The 15,888-nt window shown below is 75.3% G+C and carries 14 protein-coding genes; 7 read left to right on the top strand and 7 right to left on the bottom strand.

All coding sequences use genetic code 11. The features are described from left to right. The 5 genes from BTM25_RS06375 to BTM25_RS06395 form a co-directional block, all read right to left on the bottom strand. Entirely contained in the window at positions 1 to 537 is a 537-nt protein-coding gene (locus BTM25_RS06375) for a YceI family protein (RefSeq protein ID WP_103561778.1), read from the bottom strand. A gap of 74 nt (positions 538 to 611) precedes the next feature. Next, a complete protein-coding gene (locus BTM25_RS06380) occupies positions 612 to 2,264 on the bottom strand; it encodes a DNA repair helicase XPB (protein ID WP_103561779.1) in 1,653 nt (550 codons plus the stop codon). 98 nt (positions 2,265 to 2,362) lie between these two features. Then, complete coding sequence (locus BTM25_RS06385) at positions 2,363 to 4,696, bottom strand: helicase-associated domain-containing protein (RefSeq protein ID WP_103561780.1); 2,334 nt, start codon at positions 4,694 to 4,696, stop codon at positions 2,363 to 2,365. 70 nt (positions 4,697 to 4,766) lie between these two features. Next, positions 4,767 to 5,396: a TetR/AcrR family transcriptional regulator gene (locus BTM25_RS06390; RefSeq protein ID WP_168212024.1), complete on the bottom strand. Its 630-nt coding sequence runs from the start codon at positions 5,394 to 5,396 to the stop codon at positions 4,767 to 4,769. Positions 5,397 to 5,441: 45 nt separating this feature from the next. Further along, positions 5,442 to 5,696, bottom strand: coding sequence for a hypothetical protein (locus BTM25_RS06395; protein WP_205647976.1), 255 nt, complete (start codon positions 5,694 to 5,696; stop codon positions 5,442 to 5,444). Positions 5,697 to 6,061: 365 nt separating this feature from the next. Here BTM25_RS06395 and BTM25_RS06400 point away from each other — a divergent pair, with 365 nt between their 5' ends. From BTM25_RS06400 to BTM25_RS06415, 4 genes are all read left to right on the top strand, one after another. After that, a complete protein-coding gene (locus BTM25_RS06400) occupies positions 6,062 to 6,703 on the top strand; it encodes an HAD family hydrolase (protein WP_103561781.1) in 642 nt (213 codons plus the stop codon). 140 nt (positions 6,704 to 6,843) lie between these two features. Beyond that, a complete protein-coding gene (locus tag BTM25_RS06405) occupies positions 6,844 to 7,239 on the top strand; it encodes a cold-shock protein (RefSeq protein ID WP_103561782.1) in 396 nt (131 codons plus the stop codon). Positions 7,240 to 7,296: 57 nt separating this feature from the next. Continuing rightward, complete coding sequence (locus BTM25_RS06410) at positions 7,297 to 8,085, top strand: DUF3027 domain-containing protein (protein ID WP_168212025.1); 789 nt, start codon at positions 7,297 to 7,299, stop codon at positions 8,083 to 8,085. 7 nt (positions 8,086 to 8,092) lie between these two features. Next, a complete protein-coding gene (locus BTM25_RS06415) occupies positions 8,093 to 10,990 on the top strand; it encodes a sacsin N-terminal ATP-binding-like domain-containing protein (RefSeq protein ID WP_103561783.1) in 2,898 nt (965 codons plus the stop codon). Here the strand turns inward: BTM25_RS06415 and BTM25_RS06420 are convergent. Continuing rightward, positions 10,987 to 11,229: a DUF2530 domain-containing protein gene (locus BTM25_RS06420; RefSeq protein ID WP_103561784.1), complete on the bottom strand. Its 243-nt coding sequence runs from the start codon at positions 11,227 to 11,229 to the stop codon at positions 10,987 to 10,989. The genes BTM25_RS06415 and BTM25_RS06420 overlap by 4 nt on opposite strands. Before the next feature lie 198 nt (positions 11,230 to 11,427). On the opposite strand from BTM25_RS06420, the gene BTM25_RS06425 reads away from it, so the two are divergent. The 3 genes from BTM25_RS06425 (at position 11,428) to thpR (ending at position 13,853) form a co-directional block, all read left to right on the top strand. Then, entirely contained in the window at positions 11,428 to 11,889 is a 462-nt protein-coding gene (locus BTM25_RS06425; protein WP_103561785.1) for a MarR family transcriptional regulator, read from the top strand. A 53-nt stretch (positions 11,890 to 11,942) separates the two neighbouring features. Next, the gene (locus BTM25_RS06430; protein WP_103561786.1) at positions 11,943 to 13,178 is read left to right on the top strand and encodes an MFS transporter; all 1,236 of its coding nucleotides are present in this window, start codon (positions 11,943 to 11,945) and stop codon (positions 13,176 to 13,178) included. Positions 13,179 to 13,259: 81 nt separating this feature from the next. Continuing rightward, positions 13,260 to 13,853 carry an RNA 2',3'-cyclic phosphodiesterase gene (gene thpR / locus BTM25_RS06435; protein WP_103561787.1) on the top strand — a complete coding sequence of 198 codons (594 nt, stop codon included), beginning with the start codon at positions 13,260 to 13,262 and terminating at the stop codon, positions 13,851 to 13,853. Between the two features lies 1 nt (position 13,854). Here thpR and BTM25_RS06440 read toward each other — a convergent pair whose 3' ends face one another. Beyond that, positions 13,855 to 15,873: a hypothetical protein gene (locus BTM25_RS06440; RefSeq protein ID WP_103561788.1), complete on the bottom strand. Its 2,019-nt coding sequence runs from the start codon at positions 15,871 to 15,873 to the stop codon at positions 13,855 to 13,857. Positions 15,874 to 15,888: the final 15 nt, after the last annotated feature.

Genomic DNA, 15,888 nt, shown 5'->3' on the forward strand with positions numbered 1-15,888 from the left:
TCAGGCGGGCTCGGTGTACTGGACGTCGAGCTGAATCTTGATCTTGTCGCCCAGGATCGCCTCCCCGGCGCCGAAGTCGATCCCGAAGTCCGAGCGCTTGATCTCGCCCGTGGCCTCGAACCCGGCGTGCTTGCCCGGCGCGCCCGGGAAGTCGCCGAGCCCGCCGAACTCCACGTCGAACGTGACGGACCGGGTGACGTCCCCGATCGTCAGATCGCCGGTGAGCGTGCCCTCGTCGCCGTCGCGCTCGACGCGCGTGGAGCGGAACGACAGCGTGGGGCGCTTGGCGACGTCCAGCAGGTCGGGCTGCAGGACGTGCGCGTCGCGGTCGGAGTTCCCCGTGTCGAGGGACGCGACCTCGACGTCGGCGGTGACGGCGATGTCGTCGCCGTCCACGGTCAGCGTCGTGGCGAACTCGCGGAAGGTGCCGCGCACCTTGGAGATCCCGAGGTGGCGGATGACGAAGCCCACCGACGAGTGCAGCGGGTCCACGGCCCACTGACCGTTCTTGAGGGGAAGTGCCGTTGTCGTAGTCATGGCGACCAATCTGCCGCCGCGCCGAGCGGCCAGGAAGCCCGCGCTGAGGCTGGTAGCCGCGGGGCCATCCTGGCCTAGAACTCGCCTCCCGAAAGGACGGTGTCGGCGTCCACGATCCGGTACGCGTAGCCCTGTTCGGCGAGGAACCGCTGCCGGTGCGCGGCGTAGTCCTGGTCGAGCGTGTCGCGCGCCACGACCGCGTAGAACCGCGCGCCCCGCCCGGACGCCTTGGGCCGCAGCAGCCGGCCGAGCCGCTGCGCCTCCTCCTGCCGCGACCCGTACGCGCCCGACACCTGGACGGCGACGGTCGCCTCCGGCAGGTCGATGGAGAAGTTCGCGACCTTCGACACGACCAGCACGTCGATCTCGCCGGACCGGAACGCCGCGAACAGCCGCTCGCGCTCCTTCACCCGCGTCTCGCCCTTGATCACCGGGGCGTCCAGCAGCGCGCCCAGCTCGTCGAGCTGGTCGATGTACTGGCCGATGACGAGCGTCTGCTCGCCCGCGTGCCGTTTCACCAGCGCCTCGATGAGCCGCGTCTTGGTGCCGGTCGTCGCGCAGAACCGGTAGCGCTCCTCGGGCTCGGCGGTGGCGTAGGCGAGCCGCTCGGAGTCGGTCAGCGTCACGCGGACCTCCACGCAGTCGGCGGGCGCGATCCAGCCCTGCGCCTCCATGTCCTTCCACGGCGCGTCGTAGCGCTTCGGGCCGATGAGGGAGAACACGTCGCCCTCGCGGTCGTCCTCGCGGACGAGCGTGGCCGTCAGCCCGAGGCGGCGGCGGGCCTGGAGGTCGGCGGTCATGCGGAAGATCGGCGCGGGCAGCAGGTGGACCTCGTCGTACAGCACGAGACCCCAGTCGCGGGCGTCGAACAGCTCCAGGTGCGCGTAGGCGCCCTTCCGGCGCGTCGTCATGATCTGGTACGTCGCGATCGTGACGGGCCGGATCTCCTTCTTCGCGCCGGTGTACTCGCCGATCTCGTCCTCGGTGAGGGACGTCCGCTTGATCAGCTCCTGCTTCCACTGGTGCGCCGACACGGTGTTCGTGACGAGGATCAGCGTCGTCGCGCGGGCGCGGGCCATCGCGGCGGCGCCCACGATCGTCTTGCCGGACCCGCAGGGCAGCACCACGACGCCCGAGCCGCCGTGCCAGAACGCGTCGGCGGCCTCGCGCTGGTAGGGGCGCAGCTCCCAGCCGTCCTGGGCGAGGTCGATGGCGTGCGCCTCGCCGTCCACGTAGCCGGCGCGGTCCTCGGCGGGCCAGCCGAGCTTGAGCAGCGCCTGCTTGAGCGCGCCCCGCTCGCTCGGGTGGACGAGCACCGCGTCGTCGCCCAGCCGGTCGCCGATCATGCCCTTGATCTTCTTGGCGCGCAGCACCTCCTCCAGCACCGACCGGTCCGACGACATCAGGACCAGGCCGTGCTCGGGGTGCTTCTCCAGCCGCAGCCGCCCGTACCGGGCCATGGTGTCGGCGACGTCGACGAGCAGCGCGTGCGGGACGGGATAGCGCGAGTGCTTGAGCAGCGCGTCCACGACCTGCTCGGCGTCGTGCCCGGCGGCGCGGGCGTTCCACAGCGCGAGCGGCGTGACGCGGTAGGTGTGGACGTGCTCGGGCGCCCGTTCGAGTTCGGCGAACGGGGCGATGTCCTTGCGGCAGGCGTCGGCGGCCGGGTGGCCGACCTCCAGCAGCAGGGTCTTGTCGGACTGGACGATGAGCGGACCGTCGGTCACCGGCGAAGCCTCCGAATAAGGAATGGGGACCGGGCTCACGCACGCTACCCCGTCGCGCGGCCCACCGGACCCAACGGCGGACCGGCGCCGTGTCTTCCCTAGCCCTCGTCCAGCTCGGTGACGCCGGTGATCCGGTGCAGCGCGAACCGGTGGACGGCCGCGCGCGTCGCGTCGTAGCCGGTGAGGAACCCGCCGTCCACCCGGACGGGCTCCACGATGCGGCTGGACGACTGCCCCTGCTGGTCCAGGTAGCCGATCCACACGCGCCGGCCGCTCTCGACGGCGCCGCGCAGCCGCTCCACGGTGGCCATCGCGGGGGAGCGGGGCGGCTCCCCGGCCGGTGCGGCGTACCGGGCGGCCTCGTCCCCGGCCCGCAGCGCGCGCACCGCCGCGTCGATCATGGCGGTGTCGGCGGTGCCCGGCCGCAGCCGGACGATCTCGGTGGACGGTGGCGGCTCGGCCCGGTGCGCGTCCGGCCGGGTGACGATCACCTCGCCGCCCGGGTGCTCGGCGACGGGCGCGAGGCCGAGGTCGCGCAGCGCGTCCAGCAGCTCGGTGCGGGGCAGCGCGGACGCCAGCACGGTCGGGGCGAGCCGGAACAGCCGCAGCCCGGCGGCGCGGCGGTCGGCGAGGATCTCGTCCAGCGTCGCGGCGGCGTCGGTGCGGACGTAGGACGCCAGCGACCCGACGCGGAGCTGCCCGTGCCGCCGCGCGACGTCGTCGATCAGGTAGGCGAGCGGCTGCGGGAGCGGCCCGGTGGCGTGCCGGCCGAGGAGTTCGGCCAGCTCGGCGGCGGTGCGGCCCGCGTCCAGCGCCCGCCGGACGGAGGCGGGAGTGAACCGGTAGACGGTCGCGCCGCCGGTGGACTCCACGTCCGCCGCGAGCGCCAGCTCCCGCGCCAGCTCGGCCACCAGCGGGCCGGGCGCGACGGCGGTCAGGTCGGCCTGGATGAGGATCCGGTCGACCGGCTCGGGCAGGTGCGGTTCCAGCAGCGGTTCGGGGTCGGCGCCCGCGAGCAGCGCGCGGCCGAACGGGGACGGCTCGCCGAACCCGGTGATGCCGAGCGCGGCGGCCTCGCGCAGCGTCCAGCCGGCCATCCGGTCGCGGAACACGCCGCCGCGCCCGGCGTACCAGCGGGGCCGCAGCCACGCCAGCCGCGCCCGGACGGCGTCGGCGTCGGCGGACGTCCCGGGCGGCGCGTCCGCCAGCACCGTCAGCGCCGACCGGCGCAGGTCGGCCGCGCCGCCCCGCACGACGGCCTCGCTCAGCGCGTTGATCAGCCGGTCCCGGTCGTCGCGCTCGCCCGCCAGGCCCGGGACGCGGTCGGTCCGCAGCCAGCCGCGCGCCAGCTCCACCCAGCGTCCGGCGATGTCGCGCAGCAGCCACAGGTCGTAGGCGGGCGTCGGCACCCATTCGCCGTCCAGGTCGCCGCTGCGGGTCAGCAGCCCGGCGGCCAGGGCGGTCTCGGCGAGCAGCGCGGCCCGCCAGTCCTCGACGTCCAGCAGCGTCGCGGCGGCGCGCAGGTCGCGGACGGCGAGGCCGCCGCTGCGCAGCACCGGGACCGGCGCGAGGCTCCACCGCTCCAGCAGCTCCTCCACCAGCCGGACGGCCGTGAACGCCTCCCCGGCGGCGGCCGTCGCGACCCGGTCCGGCCGGGGCTCGCGCGGTTCGGGCAGCGGCGGCGGCGCGTCGCAGGGCTCGGCGAACAGGCGTCCGCCGCGCAGGTGCAGGGCGATCTCGCGGGGCAGCGTGACGGTCCGGTCGTCCTCGGCGGCGAGCAGGCCGCGCGCCAGCAGCCGTTCGATCGGGGTGACGGCGGTGTCGACCCGGACGGGCCGGCGCGCGTCCGACACCCGTCCCGACGGCGGCCCCCACACCAGGCGCTCCAGCGCGGCGCGGGCCTCGGGGCCCGCGTCGTCCACGAGCGGGCCGGGGTCGGCGAGGAGTTCGGCGAGCCGGGCGAGCAGCCGGCCCGCGTCGGGGAAGCCGTTCTGCTCCTCGCCCGTCAGGTCGGCGACGAGTTCGGCGAGCCGCGCGGGCGCATACCCGGCGAAGGCCTCGGCGATCGGCGGCCCGAGCCCGGCCGGGGCGGGCACGGCCTGCCGGACGCCCGGCGCGGCGCGCGGCCCCGGCTCGCCCCACACCAGGGCGTTCTCCGTCAGCGTCGCGACGGCCTCGGCGACGCGTTCGGGCGGCGCGGCGAGCGCGGTGGCCGGGTCGGTGCCGGGCAGGACGAGCACGGCCTCCAGCGTCGCGAGCGTGAACCGGTCGAGCCGGTCGAGGGCGCGGGAGATCGCGGCGGGGGTGGCGGCGCGGGCCGCGAGCGCGGCGAGGTCGGCCGGGACGGGCGCGACCAGTTCGGGCCGTGCGGACAGCAGCGCACGCAGGGCGTCGTCGTCGCGCGCGCGCAGCCAGTCCGCGAAGCTTTCCATCCGGCTCCAATGTAACGGCGCGCGGGAGCGGACCGTCCGTCCCCTCCCGGCGCGGCGTCCGGAACGCCGGTCAGGACGCGGGTTCGCGCGGCAGCCGGTCCGGCCCGGCGACCAGGCCCATGCCGAGCCGCGCCCAGCTCTCCACGAACCGCTTCTCGTCGATCCGCGTCGGCGGCTCGTACATCGACTCGTTGGCGAGCCAGTAGTTCACCACGGCCCCGCCGAGGATGGACGCGATGGCGGGCCAGTCCTCGTCGGCGCCCGCGAACTCCGGCTGCGCCGACAGCCACGCGGCGATGCCGTCGTAGAGCGGGTTGACGATCCCCTCGCGCATCTCGGCGACGAGGTTCGGGAACTGGTCGAGGTCGCGGAACAGCACCCGGATGAGGTCCTGCTCCTCGCGCATCTTCGCCAGGCCCGCGTGGCACGTCATCTTCAGCCGGACGTGGAGCGGACGGTCCTCATAGGCGGAGGCCCCGGCGAGCACGTCGTTGACCTGCTTGCGGGTGCGCTCGATGTGCTCGCGGATCGCCGACGCGAGCACTTCCTCCTTGGACCGGAAGTGCCGGTACAGGCCGCCCGCGCCCGGCGACAGGCCCGCCGCCGCCTCGATCTCGGCGACCGACGTCGCGGCGTAGCCCCGCTCGGCGAACAGGCGCAGCGATTCGGCCACGATCCGCTCGCGCGTAGAACTCGTCATCGTCGTGTGTTCCTCCGCAAGAACACTAAGGCATGGGCGTCCGGGTCACGGTGCGGCGCGGCGGACGAGCGCGACCGCGATCCGGCCCGCCACGAGGTAGACCAGAGCGGCCAGGCCGTAGTTCACCGCGACGTCCATTTTCGGGTCGCCGGGCCGGAAGACGTCCACGAACTCCCACGCGAGGGTCCGTGCGGCGTCGCCGAACCAGTCCACGATGGGGTTGCCGGTGTTGGCCTCGAACGCGACGAACACGATGTGGATCGCCAGCACCGCGACGACCAGCGTTGTGATGAGAGACACGGCCGTGGCCACGTATCCGGTCACTTTGCGGCGCAAAGAGACCCCGGCTTTGCGATGGGCCGCGCGGGTCGTGTCGGGTCGTTCGGTCATCGGGGCCTCGCCTCCGGGGGATCGGACGCCGTTTTGCCGCTCCGGGCCTTGGCGGTGACGTTGTTTTTCCAGGTCATGCGGTTTTCGGCAGGGCGGTCGGGTATGGGGTGGATGCGGAGTCCCGCGTCCCTTCACTCGGATCCCGTCGCATCGCCACTACCGAGGGGACGCGGGATTCTGCTCTGTCCGGCGGATCGGGTCGGGTGAACGTACCCCGGCGGTGCCCGTGCCGGGAATGGGCGGCGACGGCTTTGTCACGACCGTAAAGTGGTGGAGTGCTCCCTGATGTCGCCGAAGTGTGCCGGGACGGATACTGCGTCGGGTTCGACCTCGACCTGACCCTCGCCGACACGCGCACCGCCATCGCCGCCGTCTACGCCGCGCTGGCGGCCGAGACGGGCGTGGCGATCGACACCGAGGCCGTCGTCGGCCGCATCGGGCCGCCGCTGGAAGAGGAACTGGCCTACTGGTTCCCCGCCGGGCGCATCGCCGCGATGGCCGCCCGCTACCGCGCCCTGTACGCCGACGTCGCCGTGCCCGTCACGGCCCTGATGCCCGGCGCGCGGGACGCCCTCGCGCACGTCCGGGCCGACGGCGGGCGCGTCGTGATCGTCTCGGGCAAGAACCAGGCCGACACCGAGCGGACCGTCCGGTTCCTCGGGCTGGACGCCGACGTCGTCGTCGGCGGCCTGTTCGGCGTGGACAAGGGCGTCGTGCTGCGCGAGCACCGCGCGCTGGCCTACGTCGGCGACCACACCGGGGACGTGGACGCCGCCCGCGCCGCGTCCGCAACGGCCGTCGCGGTCGCGACCGGCGCGTTCGCCGCGGCCGAGCTGACGGCCTACGGGGCGGACGTCGTCCTGCCGGACCTTCTGGCGTTCCCGGGTTGGCTCGGCGGGTTCCGCGTCCCGCGCTGAAGATCATCTACCGTGATTTTCGGGTGCTTTCCGGGTGGTTCGAGGGTACGTTCTGTCCGTCCGCGGCGGCATTATGCCGGGGCGTGACGTGACGCTAATCTTGAGGGCCGATCCAGGACGAGAGCTGAACGAGGTCTCCCGTGCCCACTGGCAAGGTGAAGTGGTACGACGCCGACAAGGGGTTCGGCTTTCTCACCCGTGACGACGGCGGTGAGGTCTTCGTGCATTCCTCCGCGCTGCCGGGCGGCGTCCAGGCGCTCAAGCCCGGCCAGCGGGTGGAGTTCGGCGTCGTGGAGGGCCGGCGCGGGCAGCAGGCGCTGTCGCTGCGCGTCCTCGACACGCTGCCGTCGGTGGAGAAGACCATCGCCAAGCAGCGGCGCAAGAAGCCGGACGAGATGGTGCTGATCACCGAGGACCTCATCAAGCTGCTCGACGGCATCTCCGAGACCTACCGGCGCGGCAAGCACCCCGCCCCGGCGGAGGCCAAAAAGATCGCCACGGTCCTGCGTGCCGTGGCCGACGACCTGGCACCATAACCCGGCGCGGCGGGGCGGTGTGTCCGTTCGCGTCCTCCGATGGGTGAGAATTGAGGCGTGAGCCCACTGTCTCGGTCCAGTTCCGCACGCCGCACCCGCCCGCCCGCCGTCGATCCGGCCTGCGCGGCGGCCGTCGACATCGCCCGCGCCGCCGCCGAGGAGACGGCCCGGCCGGGGAAGGTGGGCGACCATCTGGGGCTGCGCGCCGAGGCCGACCGGGTGGTCACGCACGCGTTCGCCTGCCTGGACCCGGCCTATCAAGGCTGGCACTGGGCGGTGACGGTCGCGCGGGCGTCCCGGTCCAAGGTCGTCACGGTGGACGAGTGCGTGCTGCTGCCCGGCGACGGCGCGCTGCTCGCGCCCGAGTGGGTGCCGTGGCTGGAGCGGCTGCGCCCCGGCGACCTCGGCCCCGGCGACCTGCTGCCGACCGCGCCCGACGACGTCCGGCTCGCGCCGGGGTTCGCCGCCGTGGACGACGAGCTGGACCGGCAGGAGCAGTACGAACTCGGGCTCGGGCGCGTCCGGGTGCTGTCGCGCGAGGGCCGCGACGAGGCCGCCGCGCGCTGGTACGAGGGCCCGGCCGGGCCGCACGCGTCGATCGCGACCGCCGCGCCCGCGCAATGCTCCACCTGCGGCTTCTACACGCTTATGGCGGGCGAGCTACGGCAGATGTTCGGGGTGTGCGCCAACGAGTACGCGCCCGACGACGGCCGTGTGGTCTCCGCCGACCACGGGTGCGGCGCGCATTCGGAGGCGGTGTCGGTGCCGCTCGCGTCCGAGCACGGCCCGCCGGTCATCGACGAGCTGGGCTACGAGATCGTGGCGCCCGGCGACACCGGCGACTGACCGCGCCGTGGCCGCCGACGACCCGTTCGGCACCGCCGGGCTGCGCGCCCGGGTTCTGCGCGCCTGGACGGAGTCCCCGGCGCGGTTCCGCGAGGACGCCAACACCGAGGAGGACCACGCCCTCGGCGGCTACCGCGACCGCGTCGTGGTGGAGCTGGCGCAGAACGCGGCCGACGCCTCGGCGCGTGCGGGCGTGCCGGGACGGCTCCGGTTCGTCCTGCGCGGCGGTGAGCTGACCGCCGCCAACACGGGCGCGCCGCTGGACGCCGCCGGGGTCGAGGCGCTGTCCACGCTGCGCGCGTCGGCCAAGCGGGACACTTCAGACTCGGTCGGACGGTTCGGCGTCGGGTTCGCGGCCGTCGCGGCGGTGAGCGACCGGCCGTCGATCGTGTCGGCGGACGGCGGCGTCCGCTGGTCGGCGGCGGAGTCGCGGGCGCTCGTCGCCGCGATCCCCGCGCTGGCCGGCGAGCTGGAGCGCCGCGCGGGCCAGGTCCCGGTGCTGCGGCTGCCGTTCCCGATCGCGGCGGACGGTGTCCCGGACGGTTTCGCGACCGAGGTCCGGCTGCCGCTCCGCGACGAGGCCGCGCGCGAGGCCGTGGCGGGGCAGCTCGCCGCCGTCGGGCCCGCGCTGCTGCTGGCCCTGCCCGCGCTGGACGCGGTCGAGATCGACGTGGACGGGTCGTCGCGGACGGTCGTGCTGGACGCGTCCGCGTGGCGGACCGTCGCCGCGCACGGGACGATTCCCCCCGAACTGCTCGCGGACCGTCCGGTGGAGGAGCGTTCGCGGGCCACGTGGTCGGTGCGGTGGGCGCTCCCGGTGGACGGCGTGCTGCCCGAAGGGACCGCGTCCGTCCTGCACGCGCCGACGCCGAGCGACGAGCCCGTCGGCCTGCCCGCCCTGCTCATCGGGACGTTCCCCCTCAACCCGGACCGGCGCCGTGTCGCGCCCGGCCCGCTCGCCCGCTTCCTCGCCGACCGCGCCGCCGACGCGTACGTGGAACTGCTGCGCGAACTGGCCGGGGACCCGGCCGTGCTGGACCTCGTGCCGGGGCCGGTCGCGTCCGGCGAGGTGGACGCGGCGATCCGGCACGCGGTGCGGGAGCGGCTGCCGGACGTCCCGCTGCTGCCCGGCGGCCTGCGCGGACGCGACACGACCGTGATCGACGGCCCCGGCCCGCTGCTGGACCTGCTCGGCGGGGACGTCGTGCCGAACCTGCTGCCGTCGTCCTGGCCCGTCCGGCACCGGGCGCTGACCGCGCTCGGCGTCCACCGCGCCGAGATAGCCGACGTCGTGGACGCGCTCGCCGCCCTCGACCGTGAACCCGCCTGGTGGCACGGGCTGTACGAGGCGCTGGCCGGGGTGCCCGCCGACGCGCTCGGCGCGCTGCCGGTGCCGCTGGCGACCGGCCGCCTGGTGCGCGGGCCGCGCGGGCTGCTCGTCGCGACCGGCGCGGCGCCGCCCGGCGCGGACGTCCTGGACCTGCGGTTCGTCGACCCCGCCGCCGCGCATCCGCTGCTGCTGCGGCTCGGCGCGGTGGAGGCGGGGCCGCGCGAGGTGCTGACGAGCGCGCCCGTGCGGCGGGCCGTCGCCGAGTCGTTCGACGCCGACGATCCGGGCGCGGTCGCCGAGGCCGTGCTGGGGCTCGTCGCCGCCGCGCGGCTCGATCCCGGCGAGGAGGACTGGCTCGCCGACCTCGCGCTGGACGGCGCCGACGGCGACCTCTACCCGGCCGGTGAGCTGCTGTTCCCCGATAGCCCGTTGCGGACGATCATGGCGGACGACGCGCCGTTCGGCGTCGTCGCGGACGACCTGCTCGCCCGGTTCGGCGCCGAGGCGCTGGCCGCGTGCGGGGTCCTGGCCGGGTTCGCGCTCGTCCGGGCCGAGGACGCCGAACTCGGCGACGCCACCTTCGACCTGGACCGGGAAGAGGACTGGGCCGACGACGTCCTCGACCTGGTCGGGCCGGGGATGCCGCCGCTCGTGCCGGAGTTCCTGGCCGTCCGGGACCTCGAACTCGTCGCCGACTGGGACGCCGCCCTGGGCCTGCTCGCCGCCCCGCCCTGGCGCGCGGCGGTCACCGAGCCGCTGCGGGTCGTCCATGAGGGCCGCCGGGTCGAGGTGCCGTCGTACACGGCGTGGTGGTTGCGGCGGCATCCGGTGCTGGACGGGCGCCGTCCGGGCGGGTTCCGCGCGCCCGGCGCCGATCCGCTGCTCGCCGGGCTGTACGACCCCGCGCCGTCCGGGCTCGATCCCGAGCTGCTGCGGGCGCTCGGCGTCCGGACGTCGCTCGCCGCGCTGCTGGACGAGCCCGGCGGCGCCGCCGAACTGCTGGACCGGCTCGCGGACCCGTCCCGCCCGGTGGACCGGACGGTGCTCGGCGCGCTGTGGACCGAACTGGCCCGCGTCCCCGGCCTGGACGTGGACCCGCCCGAGCGCGTCCGCGCGATCGTGGACGGCGCGGTCGAGGTGGTGGACGCGGGCGACGCGCTCGTCCTGGACCGTCCGGACCTGCTCCCGCTGCTCACCGGCCAGCCGCTGCTGATCCCGGCACCGGGCGACGCGGCGGCGCTGGCCGACGCGCTCGACCTGCCGCTCGCCGGGGACGAGGTGGCCGGGGAGATCGGGTCGGCGGGGGAGCGGCGGCCCGTCCCGGACGCGGCGCGGGCGGTGCTGCCGGACGCGCCCGCGTCCTACGTCGCGCACGACCCGCTCGTGGTGGACGGCCGTGCGGTGCCCTGGTGGGCGGGGGACGGCGAGCCCCACGCGTCCGGCCCCGAGGGATTGGCCCGCGCGCTCGCGTGGCTCACCGGCCGCTGGCCGGACCGGCTGCTCGTCGCGGCCGTCCTGCGCGATCCCGGCGACCTGGCGACCCTGCTCGCCGAAGCGGACCTGGAGGACCGTTAGTCGCGCTTCGTCTGCCGGACGCGGGCGGACTGGAGCCGGGGGATGTACCACATGGCGAACAGGCCGATCACGACGCCGGCCCCGCACACCCAGAGCCACCAGCGGTCGTCGTCGGGGAGCCCGACGACGGCGAGGACGACCAGTGCGACGGCCCACGCGCCCGTCCCGACGGCCGCGATCTTGACGTCGTCGGTCGGCATCGGCGGCGGATCGGGCCGCCGTGCCCTCGGCTCGCTCATCGCCCGCCCCCTCGTCCACGGTCCCCGTCGCCGCCCAGGCTAACCGGCGGGGGTGACGGTCCCGTGGGGAGCCCCGTTCCCTGGCACGATGGAAGGCCAGCGGGAAGAGAGGGAAGAAGTCGGACGCCGTGTGACGGTATGGCGGAATACGTCCCCGCCCGATACCGTTAGCAAAGGCAATGACTTCTGCTAACGATCATGACGCCATCGACCAGTGGCCGCCCGGCGGCCCCCACCCTGGCCGAGGAGCTGCGCATCTCGATCGCGCGGCTGTCCCGGCGCCTGCGCCATCTGCGCCTGGCCGAGCCGGGCACGGAGGACGAGCGCCTCTCGGTCACCCAGTTCGCCGCGCTCGCGGCCATCGAGCGGCACGGCTCGATGACGCCGGGGGAACTGGCCCAGCACGAGAAGGTCCAGCCGCCGTCGATGACGCGGGTGATCGCGTTCCTGGAGGAGCAGGGGCTCGTGAACCGGGCGCCGCACCCGACGGACGGCCGTCAGGTGGTGATCAGTGCGACCCCGGCGGGCGGGGAGCACCTGGCGCGGGAACGCCGCCGCAAGGAGGCGTGGCTGGGCCGGAGGCTGGCGGAGCTGAGCCCGGACGAGCGGGAGGTCCTGCGCCGGGCCGCCCCGATCCTGGACAAGATCAGCCGAGCCTGACGCCCGCCCGGGAGGTCGGTCGGGGTCGGTCGGTCGGGGCGAACAGAGCCGGCATGTTCCGGTCGCTGCGCGTCCCGAACTACCGGCGGTACGCGACCGGGACGGTCGTGTCCAACACCGGCACGTGGATGCAGCGCGTCGCGCAGGACTGGCTCGTCCTGGAACTCGCGGGCAAGAGCGGCGGCACCGCGCTCGGCATCACGACCGCGATGCAGTTCCTGCCGCTGCTGCTGTTCGGGCTGTGGGGCGGCGTCCTCGCCGACCGGTACCCCAAGCGCCGGCTGTTGATGCTGACGCAGATCGCGATGGGGCTGCTCGCGCTCGTCCTCGGCGTGCTCGCCCTCACCGGCACCGCGCAGGTCTGGCACGTCTACGTGCTCGCGTTCGGCCTCGGCCTCGCGACCGTCGTGGACAACCCGGTGCGGCAGGCGTTCGTGGTCGAGATGGTCGGCCGCGAGGACGTCCCCAACGCCATCGCGCTCAACAGCGCCAGCTTCAACGGCGCCCGGCTGCTCGGCCCGGCCATCGCGGGCGTGCTCATCGCCGCGTTCGGCACCGGCCCGGTGTTCCTGGTCAACGCGGCGTCGTTCGCGGCCGTCCTCGTCGGGCTGGCGCGGATGCGGACGGACGAGCTGCACGTCGCCGACATCGTCCCGCGCGCGAAAGGCCAGCTCATCGAGGGCCTGCGCTATGTCAAGGGCCGCCGCGACCTGTTGATGACGCTCGTGCTCATCGGGCTCGTCGCGACCTTCGGCATGAACTTCCAGATCACGATCGCGCTCGTCGCCCGGCAGGTCTTCCACACCGGGGCGTCGTCGTTCGGGCTCGCGTCGTCCATGCTGGCCGTCGGGGCGCTCACCGGCGCGCTGCTGGCCGCCCGCCGCACCGCGCGGCCCCGGCAGCGCGTGCTGCTCGGCGCCGCGGTGCTGTTCGGCGTGCTGGAGGCGCTGACCGGGCTGATGCCGTCGTACTGGTCGTTCCTGGTGCTGCTCGTCCCGACCGGCATCGCGCTGATGACGTTCGTGACGTCGGCGAACGCGCGGATGCAGCTCGGCGTCGACCCCGCGATGCGCGGCCGCGTCATGGGCCTCTACATGTTCGTGTTCCTCGGCACCAACCCGCTCGGCGCGCCCGCCGTCGGCTGGATGGCCGAGAACTTCGGGCCCCGGTCGACGCTCGTCGCGTGCGGCGGGATCGCGCTCGGCGCCGCGCTGGCCGTCGGGCTGTTCATGGCGCCGCGCGGGTCCCTGTTGCCCACCGTCCGCCGCGTCCTGCGGCCGTCCGCCTGACGGGCGGCTTGACGCTCAGTGGCCCGTGGACATCGGACACGGCGGGTGCGAGGCTGAGCCTGTGCCGGACCCGGAGCGTGGATGAGACTGTTCGCGGCGCTCGTTCCGCCGCCCGCCGTGCTGGACGCCGTGGAGCGTTTCACCGCGCCGCTGCGCGCCGGAACACCGGACGGGTCGCCCGACCTGCGCTGGATCGGCCGTGACCTGCTCCACGTCACGCTCGCGTTCTTCGGCGACCTCGACGCCGGCGCGCTCGACGTCCTCGTCCCGAAACTGGAGCGGGCCGCCGACCGGCATCCCTGCATGCGGCTGACGCTGGCCGGGGGCGGCGCGTTCCCGCTCGGCGGCCAGCACGCCCGCGTCCTGTGGGCCGGGCTCTACGGCGACCGGCGCGCCCTCGCCGGGCTCGCCGCCGAGACCGCCGCCGCCGGGCACCACGCGGGCGCCGCGCCCGACCACCACCGCGGCGACCAGCACCGCGCCTACCGGCCGCACCTCACGCTCGCGCGCAGCCGCGGCCCGGTGGACGTCCGCCCGCTCCTGGAACCCCTCGCCACGTTCGCGACCAAGCCGTGGACGGCCGACGCGTTCCATCTCGTCCGCAGCCACCTGCCCGGCGCCGACCGCCCGCAACCCGAGTACGAACCACTGACGACCTTCCGCCTGCGCGGCTAGCTCAAAGCTCTGGCGGGGGCGGGACGGGGCGGGCTTCGTCCGGGGGGCCCCAGGGCAGGCCGTAGCGTTCGCACGCGCGGCGCAGTTCGCGCAGGTCGGGCGGGAACGTCACCTGCCGCAGGACGCGGCCGGACGGCCCCCACACGACGAGGCGCGGCATCCGGTCGCCGGACTCGTCGATGCCGACGCCGCCGACGCGCTCGCGGGCCAGGTCCCACTCGACCCGGCCGCGCCGCGTGACGACCGCGACGCCGTCCACCGAGACCTTGAGCTGCGCGCGGTTCCGGTCGTACAGCCACGAACCGGCGAGCGCCGCGACGAGCCCGGCCGGGACGGACCAGCCCGCAGTCCGGGCGAACCCGCCGAGGTCGGGGCCGATCCACAGCGCGCCGAGCACCGCGACGACCTCGCACAGCAGCACGCTGAGCGAGGCGGCGAGGATCCGGGACCGGCGCGTCGCGTCCAGCAGGACGCCCGGCACCGGATCGGGGCGCGGCGCGGGCTCCGGCTCGGGCACCGACAGCGCCGACACGGCCGCGTGGAACGCCGCGCTCATGTAGGCGTCGTACTCGGCGTCGGTGACGGGCAGGCCCGCCTCCCGCGCCTTCTCGCGCAGGTCCGTCCGGGAGATGCGCAGGGCCGACAGGGGGGCGGCGAAGAACTCGTCGCCGTCGGTGTCGTAGAGGCGCACCCACGCGTGCCCGCTGATCGTCAGCAGCTCGACGCCGCCGATGCGGTCCTCGGGCATGCGCAGCACGACGTCGCCCGCCGCGTCCGCCCAGCCGAGGCCGCCGTCGGCGACGACGAGCCGCCCGCCGGGGACGCGCGCGAAGATGTCGGGCAGGCCGTCCACGCCGTAGTGGGGGAGCCGGGGCGGCGGCGCGCCCGGCGTGATCACCGTGTAGCCGTGCTCGTCGAGGGCGTGCGCGAGCTGGAAGGCGTCCATGCCGTGCGCGGGCAGCCGCGCGATCAGGTCCAGCGCGTGGTCGAACACGAGCACCGACAGCTCGGTCGCGCGCGGCGCCCCGGTCAGCGGGTCCGGCCGCAGCCCCGGGCCGACGATCACCGCCGCGACGCGGGACGCCGCGACCGTGGTCCGGCCCGCGCCGCGCCGCCGGGACTCGGCCGGACGGGACCGCACGGCCAGGCCCTCGGCCGAGATCGTCCACTCGACCCGCCCGGCCGTCAGCAGCCGCCGCCGCGCCAGCAGGCCCGCCGCGCTCGCCATCAGCGCCCAGCAGCCCGCCGCGACGCGGTCGCCGATCGCGTCCGCGCCGTCCACCGCGACCCGCGCGACCATCGCCACGCCGATCACCGCCGCCAGCACGCCGAGCGCGACGATCCGGTGGCGGCTCGGCCGCGGCGCGGGCGACGCCAGCCGCACCGGCCGCGCGCCGCGCTCGGGATCGGGGACGGTCGCGGGCTCGTGCGCCGCCGCCAGCAGCCGCGCCTCCTGGTCCAGCAGCCGCTGCTCGGCGGCCTGGTCGCGGGGCAGCGGGCCGAGGCCGGTGAGGACGGTGTCACCCGTCGGAAAGCGAGGGCTCTCGTCGGCGGCGGGGTCGAGGAGGTCGGCGGAGTCGCCGTCCAGCACATGGACCGGGACGCCGAGCCGCCGCGCCGCGACGAACAGCGCGATCGGCTCCATGCCGAGCGTCGCCAGCGGGCCGGCCGCCGTCCGGCCGAACTTGTGGAAGACGGTCAGGACGTCGTCGCCCGTCGTGATCGCCAGCGCCTCGATCCGGGACCGCTCGTACCGGACCAGGCTCAGCCCGCCCGGCCCGACGCGCTCCAGGCCGTCCGCCGACAGCCGCCAGTACGGCCGGTGCCGGCGCGGACGCCCGTCCGGGACGGCGCCGAGCGCCCACGGGACCGCGGCCACGACGGTGATCAGCCCGGCCCACAGCCACACCGGGCGGATCGGCGGCAGCGCGAGCACCACCGCGAGCAGCGTGAACGGCCCCGCCGCGACCGGCCGCCACCGTCCACCCGGCCCGCGCAGGCCCGCAAGCTCATGCTCCACAGTCCGCATCCTCAC

Origin of the sequence: Actinomadura rubteroloni (assembly GCF_002911665.1) — a bacterium.
GTDB classification, from domain to species: domain Bacteria; phylum Actinomycetota; class Actinomycetes; order Streptosporangiales; family Streptosporangiaceae; genus Spirillospora; species Spirillospora rubteroloni.

Excerpts from the sequence above, each read along its gene's own strand:
- thpR (WP_103561787.1), top strand. The coding sequence starts at position 13,260 with ATGAGACTGTTCGCGGCGCTCGTTCCGCCGCCCGCCGTGCTGGACGCC.
- BTM25_RS06430 (WP_103561786.1), top strand. The coding sequence starts at position 11,943 with ATGTTCCGGTCGCTGCGCGTCCCGAACTACCGGCGGTACGCGACCGGG.
- BTM25_RS06390 (WP_168212024.1), bottom strand. The coding sequence starts at position 5,396 with ATGACGAGTTCTACGCGCGAGCGGATCGTGGCCGAATCGCTGCGCCTG.
- BTM25_RS06375 (WP_103561778.1), bottom strand. The coding sequence starts at position 537 with ATGACTACGACAACGGCACTTCCCCTCAAGAACGGTCAGTGGGCCGTG.
- BTM25_RS06425 (WP_103561785.1), top strand. The coding sequence starts at position 11,428 with ATGACGCCATCGACCAGTGGCCGCCCGGCGGCCCCCACCCTGGCCGAG.
- BTM25_RS06420 (WP_103561784.1), bottom strand. The coding sequence starts at position 11,229 with ATGAGCGAGCCGAGGGCACGGCGGCCCGATCCGCCGCCGATGCCGACC.
- BTM25_RS06385 (WP_103561780.1), bottom strand. The coding sequence starts at position 4,696 with ATGGAAAGCTTCGCGGACTGGCTGCGCGCGCGCGACGACGACGCCCTG.